Raw genomic sequence first — 18897 nt, 5'->3', positions numbered from 1 at the left:
GAGAAAGTTTTTTTAGGATTGTTTGGCAAATTCAATCACGGCGTCAGCAATGTATTTCTGCGTTTCAAATGTTAACTCAGAATGCATAGGCAGTGAAATAACCCGGTTTGTGAGCCAGTCTGTTACCGGCAGCTCGTAGCCAGAACCTCCAAATGCATCAAACATTTTTTGGCGGTGTGCCGGCACAGGATAGTAAATCATGGAAGGAATACCTTTTGCTGCGAGATAATCCACCATCTTGTCGCGGTCTATGCCTTCAAGCTGCAATGTGTACTGATGAAATACGTGACGGGTATAGGCAGCACGGTAAGGAACCACAATGCTTTCCTGAGTAGAAAATAACTTGTCGTAAGTATCAGCAGCAGCAATACGTGCTGCGTTATACTCCTCCAAATGACGAAGCTTGATGTTGAGTACTGCGGCCTGCACGGTATCCAGCCGGCTGTTGCAACCTACCATATCGTGATAGTAGCGCACCTTTTGGCCATGGTTGGCAATCATGCGCAATTTTTCTGCCAGGGCATCGTCGTTGGTAAACATAGCACCGCCGTCGCCGTAGCAACCGAGATTTTTACTAGGAAAAAAGCTGGTGCAACCAACAGTACCCATGGTACCAGCTTTTGCTTTGGTACCATCTGGAAAAATATAATCGGCCCCCATGGCTTGAGCCGTGTCTTCAATTACCGGCAAATTATGCTTGGCTGCTATCTCCAATATTTCTTTCATGGGAGCTGCATGGCCGTATAAATGCACGGGTACAATGGCTTTCGTTTTCGGGGTAATCGCCGCTTCCAGTCTTTCGGGATCCATGCAAAAAGTACGTGGATCAACCTCTACAAACACTGGTTTCAAACGGAGCAGCGCCACCACTTCAGTTGTTGCCACATACGTAAAAGAAGGCGTAATGACTTCGTCGCCGGGCTGCAGGTCTAGCGACATCAATGCAATTTGCAATGCATCGGTACCGTTGGCACAAGGTATTACGTGCTTCACACCTAAAAACTGCGCCAAGGCTGAGGCAAATTCGCCAACAGGTTTACCATTTATAAAAGCCGAAGATTCGAGTACATTAATGACTGCCCTGTCTACTTCATCCTTAATTTTCTTGTACTGCGTCTGCAAATCCACCATTTGGATGGTACTCATAGGGAGGGAAATTTTAGCGTTGCAAACCTACATGAAAAAGCTTGACAATAAATACCAACTGCATGGTATTCTGATACATATAAATAATGAATGTACACTTGGCCGTACCGAAACCATAGATTTGCAGTAAACCATCACTTTGCCTGCTATTTTTCTATACCGCGTTTTTCTTTGGTTGTACCGGGCTGTTGCTTTTTGCCTGATGCCCTTTAGCCCAAAAATTACCAAATGGGTTAAGGGCCGCCGTAACGATTGGAAACAATGGTCTACCCTTTTAACAGCGGCCAGGCAACAACAAACCGGCCCGGTTATCTGGCTGCATGCATCTTCATTGGGAGAGTTTGAACAGGGAACTCCCTTGCTTAGCGCCATTCATCAACAATATCCAAAGGCATTGTTTGTGGTTACGTTTTTTTCCCCCTCGGGCTACGAGGTAAAAAAACATTACAGCGGGGCGCATTGCATTGGCTACCTCCCGTTCGACGGGCCTGTTGCAGCCAAACGTTTTGTAGCCATGGTTCAACCCGATTTGGTGTTGTGGGTAAAATATGACTATTGGTATTTCACCCTCAAAGCTATTCATGACCAAAAAGTTCCTTTGCTGCTGGTGAGTGCTATGTACAGAAGCAATCAGCCATTTTTCAAATGGTATGGTGGCATGCACCGAAAAATGTTGGGTTACTTCACTCACTTCTTTGTGCAAACCACCGAAGCAGCTGCACTACTGAGCACTGTTGTATCTAAAGAAAAAATGACCACCAGCGGGGATACCCGTTTTGATGCCGTAGTAGCGGTATTGCAGCATTGGCATGGCAATCCAGTGATTGAACAATGGATTGCTGATACCCAATGGGTGATTGTGGCTGGCAGCACCTGGCCTTCGGATGAAGAAAAAATGGTGCACTACAGCAAAACCTATCCGCAGGTAAAGTGGATTATCGCCCCACACAATATTGACGAAACAGATATTGCAGACTGCAAAGTGCTTTTTCCCAATGCCATTTGCTATAGCCAACTCACGGAAAGCAAGGCTACTCCTGATAAAAACGTGTTGATTATTGACAACGTAGGCATGCTGAAATACCTGTACAAGTACGGCCAGATTTGCTACATCGGGGGTGGCTTTACCGGCGATGGTGTACACAATGTACTGGAAGCGGCCGTGTACAGTAAGCCTATTATTCACGGGCCCGAATATTCAAAATATGCAGAAGCAATAGCCCTGGAAGAAAACGGTGGCAGCCAGATTATTGAAACGGCGCTGGAGCTGGAAGCCTTGCTCCAAAAATGGATAGCGGAACCCGAAACACTCAGCCGCATGGGCCATACCGCCGGGCAGTATGTGCAGCAATACAGTGGCGCTACGCAAAAAGTGATGAATTACATTCAGGCAAACCGCCTTTTAACCAACGATACAAACTGCTGAACCAACTCGTCTTCTTCATTCCAACCAAGTTTGATGACCAGTTCACGTTGCATCCAGTATTGAGCTTCAGGTAGTATTTCAAAACCATTCAGTGTTTTTACGCTGCGTTCAAACATCTGCTCATCACCTCTGAAAAGTGACTGGATGAACTGGTATTTTTCTAAGATAGAAATGGCTTTGCGGATGTCGGCAATTTTGCCGGGCACAATTTTTTCGGCCAGCACAGGCTCGGGCTGGGCAAATAATTCGTTGAGCACCTTGGTTCTGTGAGCCAGTTTTTCATTCAATTCCTTTGGCTCCTTTCTTTCATCTTCTTCGGCTACTTCTTTTGGGGTAGGCATTTGCTCAAACGATTCAGGCAATGGTTGAAGCTTTGCCATTTCTATGGCTGCTGCCTCTTCAATCATTTCATCTGTCAATGGTAGCTCCAGCACCTCATCAGCAGCAGCAGCAGTAACGGGTGGTACATACGCAGCATGCAGTTCATCCATGTGTTGCAGGGCCGCTTTTACCATAGGATCGGCTATGCTGGCGTACGTTGGTTCAGGAGTTACGGTAAAAGGCTCTTCCGGCTCTTCAGCCACTGGCTGCGGTGCAAATTCAACCGGAGGCAACACCTCTATATCAGATTCACTCACTATTTCCTCTACCTGTACAGGCGCTGGCTCGAATGCTTCCGCCGTTATAGCTGGCATTTCCTCCACAACTGAATGCGTTTCTGTTTCTTCTACCGCCACCACTGCGGGTGGCTTGGGCACATACAACACTGAAGGCTTAGGAAGTACCTGCGAATTTTTTACTGCAACAGCGGTCACCACATCAGCTTCACCATTCATCGCTATTTTTTCATGCACTATAGATTGAACGGCTTGCAGCTTTGTGCTTAATTCTTGCACCATGGCAAGCAAGGTGCTATTATCTTCGCCACGGGCACTGGCTGCCGCTAATTGTTGTATGAGTGTATGGATTGATTGCATAGAATATACAGTTGATTAAAGTTACACGGAACAACAATCCTTAAACGACGCTCATTTATTCACAGATGTTTATTGAACCAAATTTAACAGGAGAAAGAAGGGGTTGGATTGAAGTAATATGCGGAAGCATGTTCAGCGGAAAAACCGAAGAACTGATTCGCAGACTCAAACGTGCCCGCATTGCTAATTTGAAAGTGGAAATTTTCAAACCCGGCATTGATGTTCGCTACGATGAAGTAAATATTGTGAGCCATGATGCCAACGCTATACAATCAACACCCATCGACAACTCGCAGAAAATATTGCTGCTGGCACAAGATGTAGATGTAGTAGGCATTGATGAAGCACAGTTTTTTGATGAAGAAATAACTCATGTATGTCAGGCATTGGCCAACCGTGGTTGCAGGGTTATAGTGGCTGGTTTGGACATGGACTTTTTAGGCAAACCTTTTGGCCAAATGCCCAACTTGCTGGCCGTGGCCGATTACATTACCAAGCTACACGCCATTTGTGTAGAGTGTGGCAGCATGGCTACTTTCAGCTACAGAACCGGTGCCGGAGAGCAGCAGGTACTATTGGGCGAAAAAGACGTGTACCAGCCACTGTGCCGCAAACATTACTACGATAAAACCGGGGATCAGTAACGGTTTTTCTTTTACCAAAAAGCAGCCGATTTGAAAACTACTTCCATCATTGCACTGATAAAAAAAGATGTACAGCTGGAGCTACGACAGCAGCAAAACCTATATGGCATTTTGGTGTATGCGCTAAGTACCATTTTCATTTTGTACCTGGCAGCCGGCAAACCCGATGCTGTGCAATGGAATGCTTTGTTTTGGGTGACACAACTTTTTATTGTTGTAAATGCTGTGATAAAATCTTTTGTAGGCGAACCCAAGGGCCGCAGCTTATACTACCACAGCATTGTGCATCCGTTGGAATACCTGTTTTCTAAAATGGTGCTCAACGGCATTTATATGTTTATTCTTGGCATTGTATCGGTGCTCTGTTTTACTGTATTGCTTGGCAATCCTGTACAAAATATGCTGGCTTTTTTTGGCATCGTTATGTTGGGTGGCATTGGGCTTTCATTAGTGTTTACCATGCTGAGTGCCATTGCTTCCAAAGCCAGACAGCAAGCCAGTTTGGTGGCCATTTTAGGTTTTCCGGTGATAGTGCCGCAAGTGGTGTTATTGGTGCGCTTAAGCAAGCTGGCCTATGGCGAAGTTTTTAAAGAAGGTGTACCCTTACAAATAACCGGCCTTTTGATTGGCTTAAATGTTTTGGTGGTAATAATGGCCTCCGTGTTATTTCCGTATTTGTGGAAGGATTAAATTCATGCACTCTTCCATTTACTCAACTTAAATTACTGGATATGGTGCCTGCTATCCGCAACGCTTTTAATAGTGCTTTTACACCCGAAAAATATGCAGCCTTTTTGCAAGACCTGCATGCGGTACACCCCGGTGATATTGAATTTCGGGTGGCAGAAACACCAGTATTTGTACCAAAGTCATTTACCCAACAAGTACTGCAAGCCTGCGAGGATATTGTGGATGTGATTGTACGGGATGATTTTAAAGCATTGACAGAATCGGCCATTCCTGAAGCCTATAAAATGGCTGGCGAAAATGCCCATTCCGATTTTATTGCCTTCGATTTTGGTATTTGTAAAAACGAAACCGGCGAATACATTCCGCAGCTTATTGAAATGCAGGGCTTCCCTACCCTTTTTGGTTATCAGGTATTTCACGATGCCATTACCAAAAAGCATTTTCCCATACCCGAAGGTTTCGACAGCTACCTCAACGGGTACCACCGCGACAGCTATGTGGCCTTGCTGAAAGAAGTGATTATTGGCCAGCATAAACCCGAAGAAGTGATACTGCTGGAGATTTATCCGGAACAACAAAAAACAAGAATAGATTTCAGCTGCACGAAAGACCTGATTGGTATCGAAACCGTTTGCCTCACCAAACTTCGCAATGATGGCCGTCGTTTATATTATCTAAAAGCAGATGGTAGCAAACAATACATCAGCCGCATGTACAACCGGGTGATTTTTGACGATTTGGAAAAACAACAACTGCCGGCAGACAGCATCAATATCCTTTCCGATTGGGATGTTGAATGGTGTCCGCATCCGCATTGGTTTTACCGCATCAGCAAGTACACATTGCCATTTATCAATAGTCCTTTTGTACCCGAAACAAGATTCTTGCATCAGGTAGATCCTTTGCCGGAAAACCTGCAGGATTATGTGCTGAAACCACTGTTTTCATTTGCCGGACAAGGCGTAATTATAGATGTAACCAAGGCAGATATTGATGCTGTAAAAGATCCGGAAAACTGGATACTGCAAAAGAAAGTACAGTACGCCGATGCTATTGAAACGCCGGACATTCCTGCCAAAGCCGAAATCCGCATTTTCTACTTTTGGCCAAAAGGCGCTGCACGTCCTTTTGCTGCGCAAAACCTGGCCCGCCTGAGCAAAGGCAAAATGATTGGCGTACGCTACAATGCCGATAAAGAATGGGTCGGCGGTTCGCTGGTGTATTTTGAGCAGTAACTTTTTATGTAAAAATGAAACGGGGCAGTGATCATCCCCCCCCGTTTTTTTATTTACCAAAGAAGAAATACGCAATGATGACGGCTGCAATAACACCAATAAAATCGGCCAGCATGCCAGCCCATATTGCATAGCGTACCTTTTTTATACCTACGCTGCCAAAGTACAAGGCAAGAATGTAAAAAGTAGTATCGGCACTGCCTTGAAAAGTGCTGGCCATTTTGCCCACAAAGCTGTCGGGGCCGTGGGTTTTAAACACATCGAGCATGAGGCCACGGGCACCGCTGCCGCTGAAAGGTTTCATAATTGCTACAGGCAACGCAGGCACAAATTCATTGCCAAAACCAAGTACTGCAAATCCGTACGCCAAACCATCGATGATGAAATCCAACGCCCCGCTTTCACGAAACACTCGTATGCCCACCAGCATTCCTACCAGATAAGGAATAATTTTCACAATCACATCCCAACCGCCTTTGGCGCCTTCAATAAATGCATCAAACACATTCACTTTTTTCCAAACACCACCAATGATGAAGGAGGCAACAATTAAATACAAAATGAGGTTGCCAAAAACCTTGCTGAAGGTTTCACGGGTAAGAAAAACCGGTTCGGAAAAGTTAGCCTGAGAAGGAAGAATGCTGATGAAAAGCATGAAACCTACCACAGCTGCCAGCATGCCGAATAACCACAGGGCCAACACCCGGTCGAATTTTAAGCGTTGCCAAAAAGCGGTGACTACAATGCTGGCCAAGGTGGTAACAACAGTACCTAAAACGCAAGGAATAAATACACTGGTTGGATCGGTGGAACCAGCACTGGCACGGTAGGCAAAAATGCTGAGCGGCAATAACGTCAGCCCACTGGTATGCAGCACCAGAAACATGATTTGCGCATTGGTCGCCGTGTCTTTATTGGGGTTCAGCGTTTGCAGGCTATCCATGGCTTTGAGGCCAAAGGGCGTGGCAGCATTGTCGAGGCCGAGCATATTGGCGCTGAAGTTCATCACCATTTGGCCCATGGCAGGGTGCTTTTCTGGTACTTCAGGAAACAATCTTTTTAAAAACGGATTGAGGATACGAGCCAGAAAATTAATAGCTCCGGCTTTTTCGCCAATGTTCATAAGGCCTAGGAAAAAAACCATTACGCCTGTGAGTGGCAACGCTACATCCATTACAGCACCTTTGCCCGATTCAAACATGCCATCTACCAGCCGTTTGAAAATTTCGTAGTCCTGTAAAACAATGAGCTTAAATAGCGCCACAACAAGACCAACTAAAAAAAATGCAATCCAAACGTAATTAAGTGCCATGGTTACCTAATAAGGTGGCCAATATCCTTAATCCCGCTGACATTGCATCAAGATGTGGGCAATCTTTTACAGACCGGATGTTTACAATAAATGATGAATGCGACGCACCATCAGCGAAAATAAATAGTTGAGCATTGCGTGTGTTTTATAATTGGTTGACAAAATTGGTTCCAAAATCGCTGCACGTTTCGTTAAATACGTGAGCTGACGATGTTCAGGATGAGCCTTGCTTTTTTGCTGATAAACGTTCCCAAACAACCTCCATAAAGACACTTTAACAGCCAAATAGTTTATTGCCCCTACTTTTGCAGCCTCAAAAAAAATACTATGGCATTGCAGGCAGGCATCGTAGGGTTGCCAAACGTGGGTAAATCAACCTTGTTCAACGCAGTAAGTAATAGTGCCAAGGCGCAGGCCAGCAACTATCGCTTTTGTACCATCGACCCCAACGTAGGTTTGGTAGATGTACCCGATCCGCGGCTGGATAAACTCCGTGATTTGGTAATACCTGAACGTGTGGTGCCTACCCAAATTGAAATTGTAGACATTGCCGGACTGGTGCGTGGCGCCAGCAAGGGCGAAGGTTTGGGCAATAAGTTTTTGGCCAACATCCGCGAAGTGGACGCCATCATTCATGTGGTTCGCTGCTTTGAAGATGAGAATGTGTTGCGGGAAGAAGGTGCCATCAACCCTGTTAGCGATAAAGAAATTATTGACACCGAGCTCCAGTTGAAAGACCTCGACAGCGTGGAGAAGAAAATTGCCCGTATTGAAAAACAGGCCAAAAACGGCGATGCCAAAATGAAGGCTGAGCTTGAGGTATTGCAGCGCTGCAAATCCCATTTGGAACAAGGCAATAGCATTCGTTCGCTGGATTTGGCCAATGAAGAATTGTCGGCCATTGCCGATTTGTTTTTGCTGTCTGCCAAGCCTGTATTGTATGTGGCCAACGTAGATGAAGCATCAATGCAAACAGGCAACAAATACAGCGAAGCATTGCAAACTATGGCAGCGGCTGAGGGTGCCGGCATCATCATCATGAACAACTCTATTGAAGCGCAGATTACCGAAATGGAAGACCCTGCTGACAAAGAATTGTTCATGTCGGAATACCATATGGATGAGCCTGCATTACACCGCTTGATTCGTTCTGTTTATGCATTGCTGAAACTGCAAACCTATTTTACCGCAGGTGTAAAAGAAGTACGTGCATGGACCATTCAAGAAGGCTGGAAAGCGCCGCAAGCCGCCAGTGTTATCCATACCGATTTTGAGAAAGGATTCATTAAAGCGGAAGTAATTGCCTACAACGATTTTGTGCAATATGGCTCTGAAGCCGCCTGCCGGGATAATGGCAAATTGCGCATTGAAGGAAAAGAATACATTGTAAAAGACGGCGATATCATGCACTTCCGTTTCAACGTGTAATGCAGAAGTGGAGTGTTTTATAAAAAGAAAAACCGCAGCCTTACAGACTGCGGTTTTTTAATAGCTTGATGCGTTCCAACCGTTTGATGATGTTTTTATCGGCAGCGAGTTTTATTAGTGCAGCCAAATGACGGTCGTGGTGCAAATCGGTACCTACCCAGGTAACAAATTGCTCATCCAACAGTTTCTCAGCAATTTTTTGTGAAGGCTTGCCATAATAGCCGGCTAAAGACAGTATGTTGATTTGCAAATCGGCACCTGCATCCAGGAAAGATTCGTATTTATCGAAGCGATCGAAGTAAAAAGGATAGCGTTCAGGATGCGCCAGTATGGGCTCGTATCCTTTGGTTTGTAGTTGAAAAATCATCTCCCTTATATTGGGCGATTCTACTGCAAAACTCATTTCTATCAACACCCTTTTGCCGGGCAGTGGTACAAAATTTTCTTTTTCAAGAATGCTTTCGAAATCGTAGTCAATCATGTATTCCGCCGAAAAACCTTTCAATACATTCCAGCCTTTTTCGGTAGCCGCTGTTTGCAGTTGCTGGTACGCAGCCTCAATTGTTTGAGGAGTATTAGGGTGTACTTCGCCCAACACATGGGGCGTGCAGTAAATTTTGCTGTAACCCAACTGCATCAAATGATCCATGAGGTATAACGAGGTCTCCACATCGGGGCTGCCATCGTCTATACCGGGAAGCAAATGGTTGTGCATGTCTGCACCAATACAAGCAAGTGTATCCGTAATGGTTGGCGTCTTTTTCTTGAACAACGAAAACATAACCTGGAGCCGACGGTGAGGTTGAATGCCGTGCGGAAAGCGAAAGTAAGGAAAGCAGTAGGTTATTGTGCTGCGTTAACAGTCATTTGCGACTTATTCATATCGTCGAAAGACTGATAAATGGAATTGTTGCTGATGTACTCAGGCACCATCCGTTTCATTTGACGTACTACATTTTCATCGTTGCTCTGAAAAGCTTCTGCTATCAATGTATCGATTGATTTATTGACAGCATAAAAATCGTACTCTGCTACACGGGCTATTAAAATCTTTTTGTGGTGAGTAGGCACCACTTCTTCTTTTTTATTGAGCAGCTCTTCGTACAGTTTTTCGCCGGGGCGCAATCCGGTGAATTTTATTTCAATGTCTTTGCCAGGAACATATCCTGCCAGCTTAATCATTTTACGGGCCAAATCCTGAATGCGTACGGCTTCGCCCATATCAAACAGCAACACTTCGCCCCCATTGCCCATGGTTACTGCTTCCAGCAGCAATGAGCAAGCTTCGGGTATGGTCATGAAGAAGCGGATAATATCGGGGTGTGTTACGGTTACCGGGCCGCCTGCAGCAATTTGTTCTTTAAAGCGAGGAATAACCGAACCATTAGAACCAAGTACGTTGCCAAACCGGGTGGTGATGAATTTGGTATGGGTTTTGTGCTCCGGCAAACCATTTTCGGATACAAAATTCGAAGAAAGGTGCACCACCTTTTTATCGCGGTTGCCCAGCGACTGGCAGTAGATTTCTGCAATCCGTTTACTGGCACCCATTACATTGGTAGGGTTAATGGCTTTATCGGTAGATACCAACAAGAAGCGTTCTACTTCATGCTCTATGGATAAATCGGCCAGAATTTTTGTACCCAACACATTGTTTCGGATAGCTTCTGATGGGTGATATTCCATCATGGGCACATGCTTGTATGCTGCAGCATGAAAAACGATTTGTGGATGAAACCGCTTGAACAAACTTTCCATGGAGCTCTCATCACGAACATCGCCTATGAATAAAGCAATATTGCAAGAAGGATAATGATTGCGAAGATCGTACTCCAACTCGTACAGGCCGGTTTCATTTTGGTCGCACAGTACTAAAATGGATGGTGCTATGCTAGCTACCTGACGGGCAAGTTCGCTTCCGATTGAGCCGGCGGCACCTGTAATGAGTACACGTTTTGATGCAATTAAATCAGTTACTTGTTTGTTCTGTAATTTAATCTGTGGCCGTCCAAGCAATTCTTCAATCTTAATTTCTTTTAGTTGTGTGATATTGAGTTGACCTTTAATCCATTGGTCAATGGGTGGTATGTTTCTAACCTGAATGTCGTTGGCAAGGCAAAAATCAACAACCTGATTCTTCACCTCCACTTCCATTTCTGGTTTGGCAAATAAGATCATACCTACATCTCCCCATTCTTCTACTACATGCTGAAGTTGATCGATGCTGTAAATCTTGATATTGTCGATGCTCTTGCCCACGTATGAAGGGTCGTCATCAACAAATCCTACCACCCTGTATTGCTGATTGCTCGATTGCTCAATGGTTGTTTTAAGCTGTGAACCGTTTATTTCACCACCATAAATCAGCACATTTACTTTTTGCCCCATGCTCAGGCTTGCCCGGTACCATGTTTTTACAATCAACCGGTAGGCCACCATAAAAAATGACCCCGTGAGCAATGTGATGATGAGAATGGATGTAGGAATGAGCACCTGCGCCTCTGCCACCAATACCATAGAGATATTGAGCAAACTCATCAGTAAAAAAGAGGCGAATAAAGCAGTAGTGGTTCTGATAGCTTCGGCAAAACCCGAAAACCGAATGATACCCTGATAGGTTTTGAAAACAAAGAAGAACAGAGAATTGGTAACAATAACTAAGACCAAATGGGTAAAAAGTCCGCCTTCTAAAACAGTGTTTATATCAAAATTGAAACGGAGAAAGTTAGCGATGATCACAGAAAGTGCCCCGATAGCGGTGTCAAAAAGGAAAACCATCCATTTGGGTGCCACCTGATGACTGAGTAAATACTTTCTGACTTTGTACACAGAATAGGATTTAGTTTGGGTGAGTAAGTGTAATAAGCAGTAACCTATTCGGGGGCAAATGTAGCTTAGTCTATTGGGATAGCCAATAGACTAAGCATGATTTTTCCAAGGTCATTTAAAAGCTTCAAATTGATAATCAGCTATTTAAATGTTTAAATAAATTAATGCCCGTGAGGATCGGCTGCCGGACCTGCAGGCTTAGGCATGTTTGGTCGCACATCCATTACTTCAATATCGAACACCAAATCGCTGAATGCGGGCAGCTTTTCACCTTGCGCATTGGGGCCATAGGCCAGCATGGCTGGAATGTACAAAGTAGCTTTAGCACCTTTGTTCAGGTACACAATGGCTTCATCCCAACCGGGAATTACTCCATTGCCTTTGGCCACAAATTCAAAAGCACTCGGGTGACCAAAAGCAGAATCAACATTAGAGTCGAACTTGGTACCGTTTTTCAAAGCACCGGTATAGTTTACACTCACCAGCATACCGCTGTCTACTTTTACACCTGCACCCTGACTGTGTAATTTAATGAACACACCGCCGGGCGTTTTTACATAGCCGGTTATGTTTTTCTCTTTCAAAAACTGCTCCATGGCAGCTATTTCACGTACTTTCTCTTTGGCTGATTCCTGCTCCTGATCTTTCATGAGAGCCTCTTGTGTACGAAATGCACCTAATACGGTGATGTACCCTTTAATGGTACCGCCTTGCTTAAACGACTCATTGTACATCAGATAGCCACGCTTTTGCATGGTATCTACGTTGCGGATGAAAACAACGGAGTCTCCAATTTTCATTTCGCCGAGGAAATCAACAAAGTCGTGTACATTTTTGGTAGATGTATCGTACTGACCGTAGGCAGGAATACGCTGGTAAGTATCAATCAGCACACTATCACCAATCATGGCCCGGTAGTGCAGCTTAACAAACTGACCAGGAAGCACTTTCTTGTTTTGACCTTTACGATGGATTTTGTACAACAAGCCGCTTTTCGTTTTTTGGTAATCAGCATTGCCACAGCCAGCCATCACAAGGGTGAGTACAACAAAGCATGATATTTTCATAAAACCAGTTTTCATAATTGATTTCATTGTTTATAATTTTCTATTTGATTTTCAATAATTTATTAAATATAATTGAATGACAATATCGATTGCTTCACTACCCGATTAGTTGTGGCTGAAGTGCCCCGAGTACTTCATAAAAATGCTTCAACGTATTTTCAAGTGAATCAGAAGAGCGTCCTCCGGCAGCATTTTTATGGCCGCCGCCTTCAAAAAATTGGCGGGCAAATTGATTCACATCCACATCGCCTTTACTTCTGAACGACCATTTTCTTTCCTCATCCCTATCAATTACTATGGCTGCCATTTTAATGCCTTGGATACTCAGCGGGTAGTTTACCAGCCCTTCGGTATCGCCTGTGGTTATGTCGAATCGGTACAAATCGGCTTTGCTAATGGCCATCACCGCTGTGTTCATTTCATAAATTACCTCCATTCTGTTGAGCAGTACATGGCCAATAAATCGCAGCCTGTTTTCCAGAAAGCTATCGTAAATATGATCGTGAACGTGAGAATGGGCAAAACCGGTTTCTTTCAAATGAGCAATCATGCGGTGTACGGAAGCCGTGGTGGATGGAAATCGAAACGAACCAGTATCCGTCATTACACCGGTGTACAAACACTGGGCAATGGCCTGATTGATTAGTTGACTACCGCCTGACTCTACTATAAAATCATATACCATTTCGCAGGTGCTGCTTTTACCGGTATCGCTAATGCCGTAAGCAAACATGTGCTCTTGCGGCTCCTGATGATGGTCTATTAAAATACGATCACCCTTAGCTGCACCCAAAGCTGTTTCCATCCTTTTGGTGCGGGAAAGCGTATTGAAATCCAAACAAAACAACCAGTCTGCTTCGGCAATCAACGCCTCAGCTTGTTTTGTTTTAGCTTCAAAATCTACCACAGTATCAACGCCGGGCATCCAGTTGAGAAAGGCTGCCCAGTTAGTTGGAGAAATTACGGTTGCCTCATGGCCAAGTTGAACCAAATAATGATACAAAGCCAGCGTTGAGCCCATGGCATCGCCGTCGGGTTTTTGATGGCAAGTAATCACCACTTTGGCGGTTTTCTCTTGTAGCAGCGGATAAAATGCAGTAATCGGGTTCATGTGTAATGCCAGCAAAATTCAGGTTGGAGGGTGTTACAGGCAAATAAATGTTTACGAAATGAGCAGCCGACTTGTGTATAACTCAAACCCAAGCTGACCTGAGTTATAGGAGCTTTTGCCTGGAACGAGCTGCTGCTGCCCGCCAGCCTCCACCAAAAAATACTACCGCTGACACACCTGAAACTACCAGACCGCCAGCTACACCGGTTACAAGATTTTGCAACACCCAACCATGCTTAACGTAAAACAACAATGAAAAAACACAGGTGGTTAGCAATGAAAAAATAGTACAATATAAATTGATGTAAAATTTTCCATGTGCTGATTGCCAATAACTTAGCATCATATACATGCTGTAAAATAGCATGCTAAAAGAAAGCAGTTTTAGGTAGGCCCCTACTCCGTTGAAACCCTTGCCAAAAAGAAGGGTATAAAAGCTTTCTGGTAACAATTGAATTACCACAACAGCTACAGCTATGAGACCGGCATTTACAACCATTAATCTGGCAAAACGTCGATAATCTTTCAACCCGGGTTCTTGGCCTGCATGTTGGCTGTAATACACCTGACCAATACTGCCGGGGAGCAACATCATAGCTTCCGCCAGGGCCAGGCTGTTGGAAAAAACACCCAGCATGCCCGCTTTCATCCAAAAAAACGGAAACCTGTTGTTGGCTAACCCCAACAACTGCACCAACTGATTAATGAAACCTGTACCCACCATTTTTTTCAACACTGCCCATTGGTTTGGTTGGGGCTCATCCAGGTATGGCGAAATACGCTGCAGTAATGTATGCTGAGCTAAGGAGGCCATACTCCACGCCAGTAGCATAGCGTATAAATAACCTTGGCGGCCAGTGCCCAATTGCAGAAAAAAGTAGGTAGCTGCGAAAAGTGTAAATGCCGCAACCGAAGTACTGATGTTGAACATCCGGAACTGCTTAAGTCCCAACAATACATGGTTTTGAAAGGAAAACATGGCATTAAAAAATGCGATAACAAATAAAAGTGAAGCTTCAACATATTGTACACTTCCCAACAGATAGGCTGCGCCAGTTACAACAAATCCAATTCCAATTGCACAAAACAGGTAAATTTTTCGCATGGCCCGCCAGCCAAACTGCTGCATCAGGTAAACTACTGTGCCTCCGGCAGCAATATCAGTAATCAATAAAGAAATGGCTATCAGCACGGCATACCAGGCACACACCCCTCTTTCTGTTACGCCAAGCAACCTCGACAGCAACACAATGGTGCCAAAATTGCACAAAGCCGTTGTCAACTTTGCCAACCAGGAATATGCAGCCAACCGAATCATACCTGCGAATATCATTTTTATTTATGTGCACCACGCCACTACCCAACGATTGTCTTTAATTTTGAATTTATTTACTAATCAGCCTTACATGGTTGATTTACATAACTCATTAATGGATTTCTCATGTGCGGCATAGTTGGATACATAGGCGAAAGACAAGCCTATCCCATAGTTGTAAAAGGACTGAAAAGATTGGAATACCGTGGTTACGATAGTGCAGGTGTAGCCCTCATCGACGAACATTTATCCGTATATAAAAAGAAAGGCAAAGTGGCCGACATGGAAGATGCCATAGTTGGTCAGCACCTTGGCGGTCATATTGGTATTGGCCATACCCGTTGGGCTACTCATGGTGAGCCCAGCGATCGAAATGCACACCCGCATCGTTCGGCATCTGGCAAACTGGCCATGATACACAATGGCATTATCGAAAACTACATGGCCATCAAAGAAGAACTGACGCAAAAAGGCTACCATTTTTCCAGCGATACCGACACTGAAGTACTCCTCAATTTTATAGAAGACATTCGGGTAAACAACGCCTGCGGTTTAGAAGAAGCCCTGCGCATTGCCCTCAAGCGTATTGTGGGTGCATATTGCATTTTATTGATTGATGAAGACGACCCGGACACAATTTTGGCAGCCCGCAAAGGTTCTCCGCTGGTTATTGGTATTGGCAAAAACGAACATTTTCTCGCCAGCGATGCCTCGCCTATTATTGAATACACCAAAGAAGTGGTGTATGTAAATGATTACCAGGTAGCCATTGTGAAAAAAGATGAGTTGGTACTCAAAAACCTCGGCAACGAAAAAGTAACACCGTTCATTACCAAGCTCGATATGGAACTGGCCGCTATTGAAAAAGGCGGTTACGATCATTTCATGCTGAAAGAAATACACGAACAACCTGCAACCATTTTCGATTGTCTGCGTGGTCGTTTGTTACCCGAAGCTGGTCTGATAAAAATGGGTGGTGTTGAAGCGAATATCGATGCCCTCATCAATGCCCCTCGTATCATAATAGTGGCATGTGGCACAAGCTGGCATGCCGGACTGGTGGCCGAATACCTGATTGAAGAAACCTGTCGAATACCCGTGGAGGTAGAGTACGCATCAGAATTCAGGTACCGCAATCCCATTATTCATCCCGGCGACGTAATTATTGCTATCAGCCAAAGCGGCGAAACTGCTGATACGCTGGTGGCTTTAGAAAATGCCAAAGAAAAGGGTGCTTTCATTTTCGGCATTGTGAACAGTGTGGGCAGCAGCATAGCCCGCCTAAGCCATGCAGGTGCTTATACGCACAGTGGCCCCGAAATTGGCGTAGCCAGTACCAAAGCATTTACCGGCCAGTTGGCTGTTATTTCTATGATGGCACTGAAAATGGCGGCTGCCAAAGGCACCATAACCACTGAAAAATATACCGAACTATCGTTTGAACTGCAGGCCATTCCCGAAAAAGTAGCCACTATTTTAAAGGATACCAGCCACATAGAAGCTATTGCAGAAAAATACAAAGATGCCAGCGACTTCCTGTTTCTTGGCCGTGGTTACAACTTCCCAGTGGCACTGGAAGGTGCATTGAAGCTGAAAGAAATCAGCTACATACATGCCGAAGGCTACCCCGCTGCCGAAATGAAACACGGCCCCATTGCCTTGGTTGATGAAAACCTGCCAGTGGTTTTTGTGGCCACCAGAGATCGTTTTTACGAGAAAATCGTTTCTAACGTACAAGAAATAAAAGCCCGGAAAGGCAAGGTTATTTGCGTGGCTTCCGAAGGCGACAAAGTGATTCCCACCATGGCTGACGATACCATGTTTGTACCGGATGCCGACGAGTTGGTGGGGCCATTACTGAGTGTTATTCCATTACAATTGCTGAGCTACTACGTGGGTTTGAAAAAAGGCTACGATGTAGATAAACCACGAAATTTGGCCAAAAGCGTAACTGTTGAGTAAATATTTCAGCTTTTATCCACGGTTTCTACGCTGCTGTGGGTAAGAATTGGCTGCCGGGTTCTTACAGGTATGAGGCCTGTTTAGGTACATTCGCAGGGCTATATTTTATGTGTAGCACAATATTTGAAGTATTACTCCGTTCGTTATTCAGAAAAACTGTATCGCAGATACTATGAAACTTACCCAATTATTCTTTTTTGCTGCGGCTATCGCCATTACCCCTGCCTGTAAAGAAGGCGGACTTTTCAAAAAGAAGTTCGACAAATCAGGTGCAACAGGTTGGAATTACAATGATAAAAACAGCGGTGGCTTCAACGTAGCCAAGGCCAAAGACATCAAAGCCGGTCCAGGTTTGGTGTTTGTACAGGGCGGCACTTTTGTAATGGGTGCTGCAGAAGAAGACGTAATGGCCGATTGGAACAACGTTCCCAAGCGGGTTACTGTCAATTCTTTCTTTATCGACAAAACTGAAGTTGCCAACGTTCACTACCGTGAATACCTGTTTTGGCTCAACCGCACATTTGACCCCGCCGGCGACCCTGCAAACCAACCTATTGTAGATGCAGCCTACCCCGACACCTTAGTTTGGCGTAGCGAATTGGCGTACAACGAGCCTTACGTAGAATATTATTTCCGTCACCCAAGCTTCAATTACTATCCTGTAGTAGGTGTAAGCTGGAAGCAGGCTCATGATTATTGCCTGTGGCGTACCGACCGTGTAAACGAACTGGCATTGCTGAGCGGTGGTTTCATCAATAAAAATGAAATGAAAAACATGCAAGGTAAAGGTGCTGACGCCTTCAACACCAAAGCTTACCTGCTGGGTTTAACTACGCCACCTCCTGGAACAGCTGCCAAAAGCAAAAAGAATCCTTTGACCGATCCAAATGGCCGTCCTCGTACACAGGTTACTTTCGAAGATGGTATCATGAGCCCCGATTACCGCCTGCCTACGGAAGCTGAATGGGAATATGCAGCTCTTGCTTACATTGCTCAAAACCCACAGCCCCGGCGCAAAGAAAAAGGGCAGCGTGGTGAAGAATTAGTGGCCAACAAGCAAGTGTATTCTTGGAACAATAACTACAATGGTCTCCGCGACAACCGCCGTGGTAGCTGGCAGGGCGAAATGCTGGCCAACTTCAAACGTGGCTCTGGTGACTTGATGGGTGTGGCCGGTGGCTTGAACGACCGTTCTGCATTGCCCGCCCCCGTTGAAAGCTACTACCCCAACGGTTTCGGCTTATACAACATGAGCGGCAACGTAAGCGAATGGGTAGCCGACGTGTATCGCCCCATGACCCATGAAGTAGGTGATGATTTCAACTACTATCGTGGTAACGTTTTCCAGAAACTGAAAGTGGTAGACCCTACATCAAATGATCCTTCTACACGCTACGAAAAAGACTCAACCGGCAAGGTGAAATATGTAAATGAAGACAACGCCGACCTTACCAAACGGAGAAACTACCAGAAGTTCTATGCCCTTAACTACCTCGATGGCGACAGCCTGAGCGGCGCCAGCTACGGCTACGGCATTACTACTTTGGTAAGCGATAAGAGCCGTGTAATTAAAGGTGGCAGCTGGTTGGATATGGCCTACTGGCTCGGCCCCGGCACCCGCCGTTTCCTCGAAGAAGATCAGTCTACCAGCACAATCGGTTTCCGGTGCGCCATGACTTACTTTGGTGCGCCAGAAGGAAACAGAACACGTGCCGGTAACTACTGGCAAACAAAACGTACACGTCGATAAGTTTT

General features: G+C 45.1%; 15 protein-coding genes. 7 read left to right on the top strand and 8 right to left on the bottom strand.

Annotated elements, in window-relative coordinates; translation table 11 throughout:
* Positions 1–12 precede the first annotated feature (12 nt).
* Positions 13–1146 (bottom strand): DegT/DnrJ/EryC1/StrS family aminotransferase, encoded by a 1134-nt coding sequence (locus tag V7Q13_RS02840; protein ID WP_333799169.1) that lies wholly within the window; start codon positions 1144–1146, stop codon positions 13–15.
* Between the two features lie 202 nt (positions 1147–1348).
* On the opposite strand from V7Q13_RS02840, the gene V7Q13_RS02835 reads away from it, so the two are divergent.
* Positions 1349–2572: a 3-deoxy-D-manno-octulosonic acid transferase gene (locus V7Q13_RS02835; RefSeq protein ID WP_333799168.1), complete on the top strand. Its 1224-nt coding sequence runs from the start codon at positions 1349–1351 to the stop codon at positions 2570–2572.
* On the opposite strand, the gene V7Q13_RS02830 is transcribed toward V7Q13_RS02835, so the two are convergent.
* Positions 2533–3549 (bottom strand): hypothetical protein, encoded by a 1017-nt coding sequence (locus V7Q13_RS02830; RefSeq protein WP_333799167.1) that lies wholly within the window; start codon positions 3547–3549, stop codon positions 2533–2535. The genes V7Q13_RS02835 and V7Q13_RS02830 overlap by 40 nt on opposite strands.
* Before the next feature lie 65 nt (positions 3550–3614).
* Here V7Q13_RS02830 and V7Q13_RS02825 point away from each other — a divergent pair, with 65 nt between their 5' ends.
* The 3 genes from V7Q13_RS02825 to V7Q13_RS02815 are packed head-to-tail and all read left to right on the top strand — an operon-like array spanning position 3615 to position 6118.
* Positions 3615–4193 (top strand): thymidine kinase, encoded by a 579-nt coding sequence (locus V7Q13_RS02825; protein WP_333799166.1) that lies wholly within the window; start codon positions 3615–3617, stop codon positions 4191–4193.
* Positions 4194–4223: 30 nt separating this feature from the next.
* Positions 4224–4883 carry a heme exporter protein CcmB gene (locus V7Q13_RS02820; protein WP_333799165.1) on the top strand — a complete coding sequence of 220 codons (660 nt, stop codon included), beginning with the start codon at positions 4224–4226 and terminating at the stop codon, positions 4881–4883.
* Positions 4884–4924: 41 nt separating this feature from the next.
* Complete coding sequence (locus V7Q13_RS02815) at positions 4925–6118, top strand: hypothetical protein (RefSeq protein WP_333799164.1); 1194 nt, start codon at positions 4925–4927, stop codon at positions 6116–6118.
* A 49-nt stretch (positions 6119–6167) separates the two neighbouring features.
* Here V7Q13_RS02815 and V7Q13_RS02810 read toward each other — a convergent pair whose 3' ends face one another.
* Positions 6168–7430 (bottom strand): nucleoside recognition domain-containing protein, encoded by a 1263-nt coding sequence (locus V7Q13_RS02810; protein WP_333799163.1) that lies wholly within the window; start codon positions 7428–7430, stop codon positions 6168–6170.
* A 327-nt stretch (positions 7431–7757) separates the two neighbouring features.
* Between V7Q13_RS02810 and ychF the strand changes: the two genes are divergently transcribed.
* Positions 7758–8858: a redox-regulated ATPase YchF gene (gene ychF / locus V7Q13_RS02805; protein WP_333799162.1), complete on the top strand. Its 1101-nt coding sequence runs from the start codon at positions 7758–7760 to the stop codon at positions 8856–8858.
* A 40-nt stretch (positions 8859–8898) separates the two neighbouring features.
* Here ychF and V7Q13_RS02800 read toward each other — a convergent pair whose 3' ends face one another.
* The 5 genes from V7Q13_RS02800 to V7Q13_RS02780 form a co-directional block, all read right to left on the bottom strand.
* The gene (locus V7Q13_RS02800) at positions 8899–9639 is read right to left on the bottom strand and encodes a tyrosine-protein phosphatase (protein WP_333799161.1); all 741 of its coding nucleotides are present in this window, start codon (positions 9637–9639) and stop codon (positions 8899–8901) included.
* Positions 9640–9701: 62 nt separating this feature from the next.
* Entirely contained in the window at positions 9702–11687 is a 1986-nt protein-coding gene (locus V7Q13_RS02795; RefSeq protein ID WP_333799160.1) for a polysaccharide biosynthesis protein, read from the bottom strand.
* A gap of 161 nt (positions 11688–11848) precedes the next feature.
* Positions 11849–12754 (bottom strand): FKBP-type peptidyl-prolyl cis-trans isomerase, encoded by a 906-nt coding sequence (locus V7Q13_RS02790; RefSeq protein ID WP_333799159.1) that lies wholly within the window; start codon positions 12752–12754, stop codon positions 11849–11851.
* Between the two features lie 97 nt (positions 12755–12851).
* On the bottom strand, positions 12852–13865 hold the full coding sequence (locus V7Q13_RS02785) for a DHH family phosphoesterase (protein WP_333799158.1): 1014 nt from the start codon (positions 13863–13865) through the stop codon (positions 12852–12854).
* Positions 13866–13968: 103 nt separating this feature from the next.
* On the bottom strand, positions 13969–15198 hold the full coding sequence (locus V7Q13_RS02780) for a lipopolysaccharide biosynthesis protein (protein WP_333799157.1): 1230 nt from the start codon (positions 15196–15198) through the stop codon (positions 13969–13971).
* Positions 15199–15306: 108 nt separating this feature from the next.
* On the opposite strand from V7Q13_RS02780, the gene glmS reads away from it, so the two are divergent.
* Positions 15307–17142: a glutamine--fructose-6-phosphate transaminase (isomerizing) gene (gene glmS / locus V7Q13_RS02775; protein ID WP_333799156.1), complete on the top strand. Its 1836-nt coding sequence runs from the start codon at positions 15307–15309 to the stop codon at positions 17140–17142.
* A 172-nt stretch (positions 17143–17314) separates the two neighbouring features.
* The gene (locus V7Q13_RS02770; RefSeq protein ID WP_333799155.1) at positions 17315–18892 is read left to right on the top strand and encodes an SUMF1/EgtB/PvdO family nonheme iron enzyme; all 1578 of its coding nucleotides are present in this window, start codon (positions 17315–17317) and stop codon (positions 18890–18892) included.
* Positions 18893–18897: the final 5 nt, after the last annotated feature.

Origin of the sequence: Phnomibacter sp., from assembly GCF_036803085.1 — a bacterium.
Taxonomy (GTDB): Bacteria; Bacteroidota; Bacteroidia; order Chitinophagales; family Chitinophagaceae; genus Phnomibacter.
This window is presented reverse-complemented; position numbering and strand designations above follow the sequence as displayed.

Coding starts and splice junctions, on each gene's coding strand:
- V7Q13_RS02830 (WP_333799167.1), bottom strand. CDS start 3,549: ATGCAATCAATCCATACACTCATACAACAATTAGCGGCAGCCAGTGCC.
- V7Q13_RS02770 (WP_333799155.1), top strand. CDS start 17,315: ATGAAACTTACCCAATTATTCTTTTTTGCTGCGGCTATCGCCATTACC.
- V7Q13_RS02840 (WP_333799169.1), bottom strand. CDS start 1,146: ATGAGTACCATCCAAATGGTGGATTTGCAGACGCAGTACAAGAAAATT.
- V7Q13_RS02815 (WP_333799164.1), top strand. CDS start 4,925: ATGGTGCCTGCTATCCGCAACGCTTTTAATAGTGCTTTTACACCCGAA.
- V7Q13_RS02810 (WP_333799163.1), bottom strand. CDS start 7,430: ATGGCACTTAATTACGTTTGGATTGCATTTTTTTTAGTTGGTCTTGTT.
- V7Q13_RS02800 (WP_333799161.1), bottom strand. CDS start 9,639: ATGTTTTCGTTGTTCAAGAAAAAGACGCCAACCATTACGGATACACTT.
- V7Q13_RS02790 (WP_333799159.1), bottom strand. CDS start 12,754: ATGAAAATATCATGCTTTGTTGTACTCACCCTTGTGATGGCTGGCTGT.
- ychF (WP_333799162.1), top strand. CDS start 7,758: ATGGCATTGCAGGCAGGCATCGTAGGGTTGCCAAACGTGGGTAAATCA.
- V7Q13_RS02825 (WP_333799166.1), top strand. CDS start 3,615: ATGTTTATTGAACCAAATTTAACAGGAGAAAGAAGGGGTTGGATTGAA.
- V7Q13_RS02835 (WP_333799168.1), top strand. CDS start 1,349: ATGCCCTTTAGCCCAAAAATTACCAAATGGGTTAAGGGCCGCCGTAAC.
- glmS (WP_333799156.1), top strand. CDS start 15,307: ATGTGCGGCATAGTTGGATACATAGGCGAAAGACAAGCCTATCCCATA.
- V7Q13_RS02785 (WP_333799158.1), bottom strand. CDS start 13,865: ATGAACCCGATTACTGCATTTTATCCGCTGCTACAAGAGAAAACCGCC.
- V7Q13_RS02780 (WP_333799157.1), bottom strand. CDS start 15,198: ATGATATTCGCAGGTATGATTCGGTTGGCTGCATATTCCTGGTTGGCA.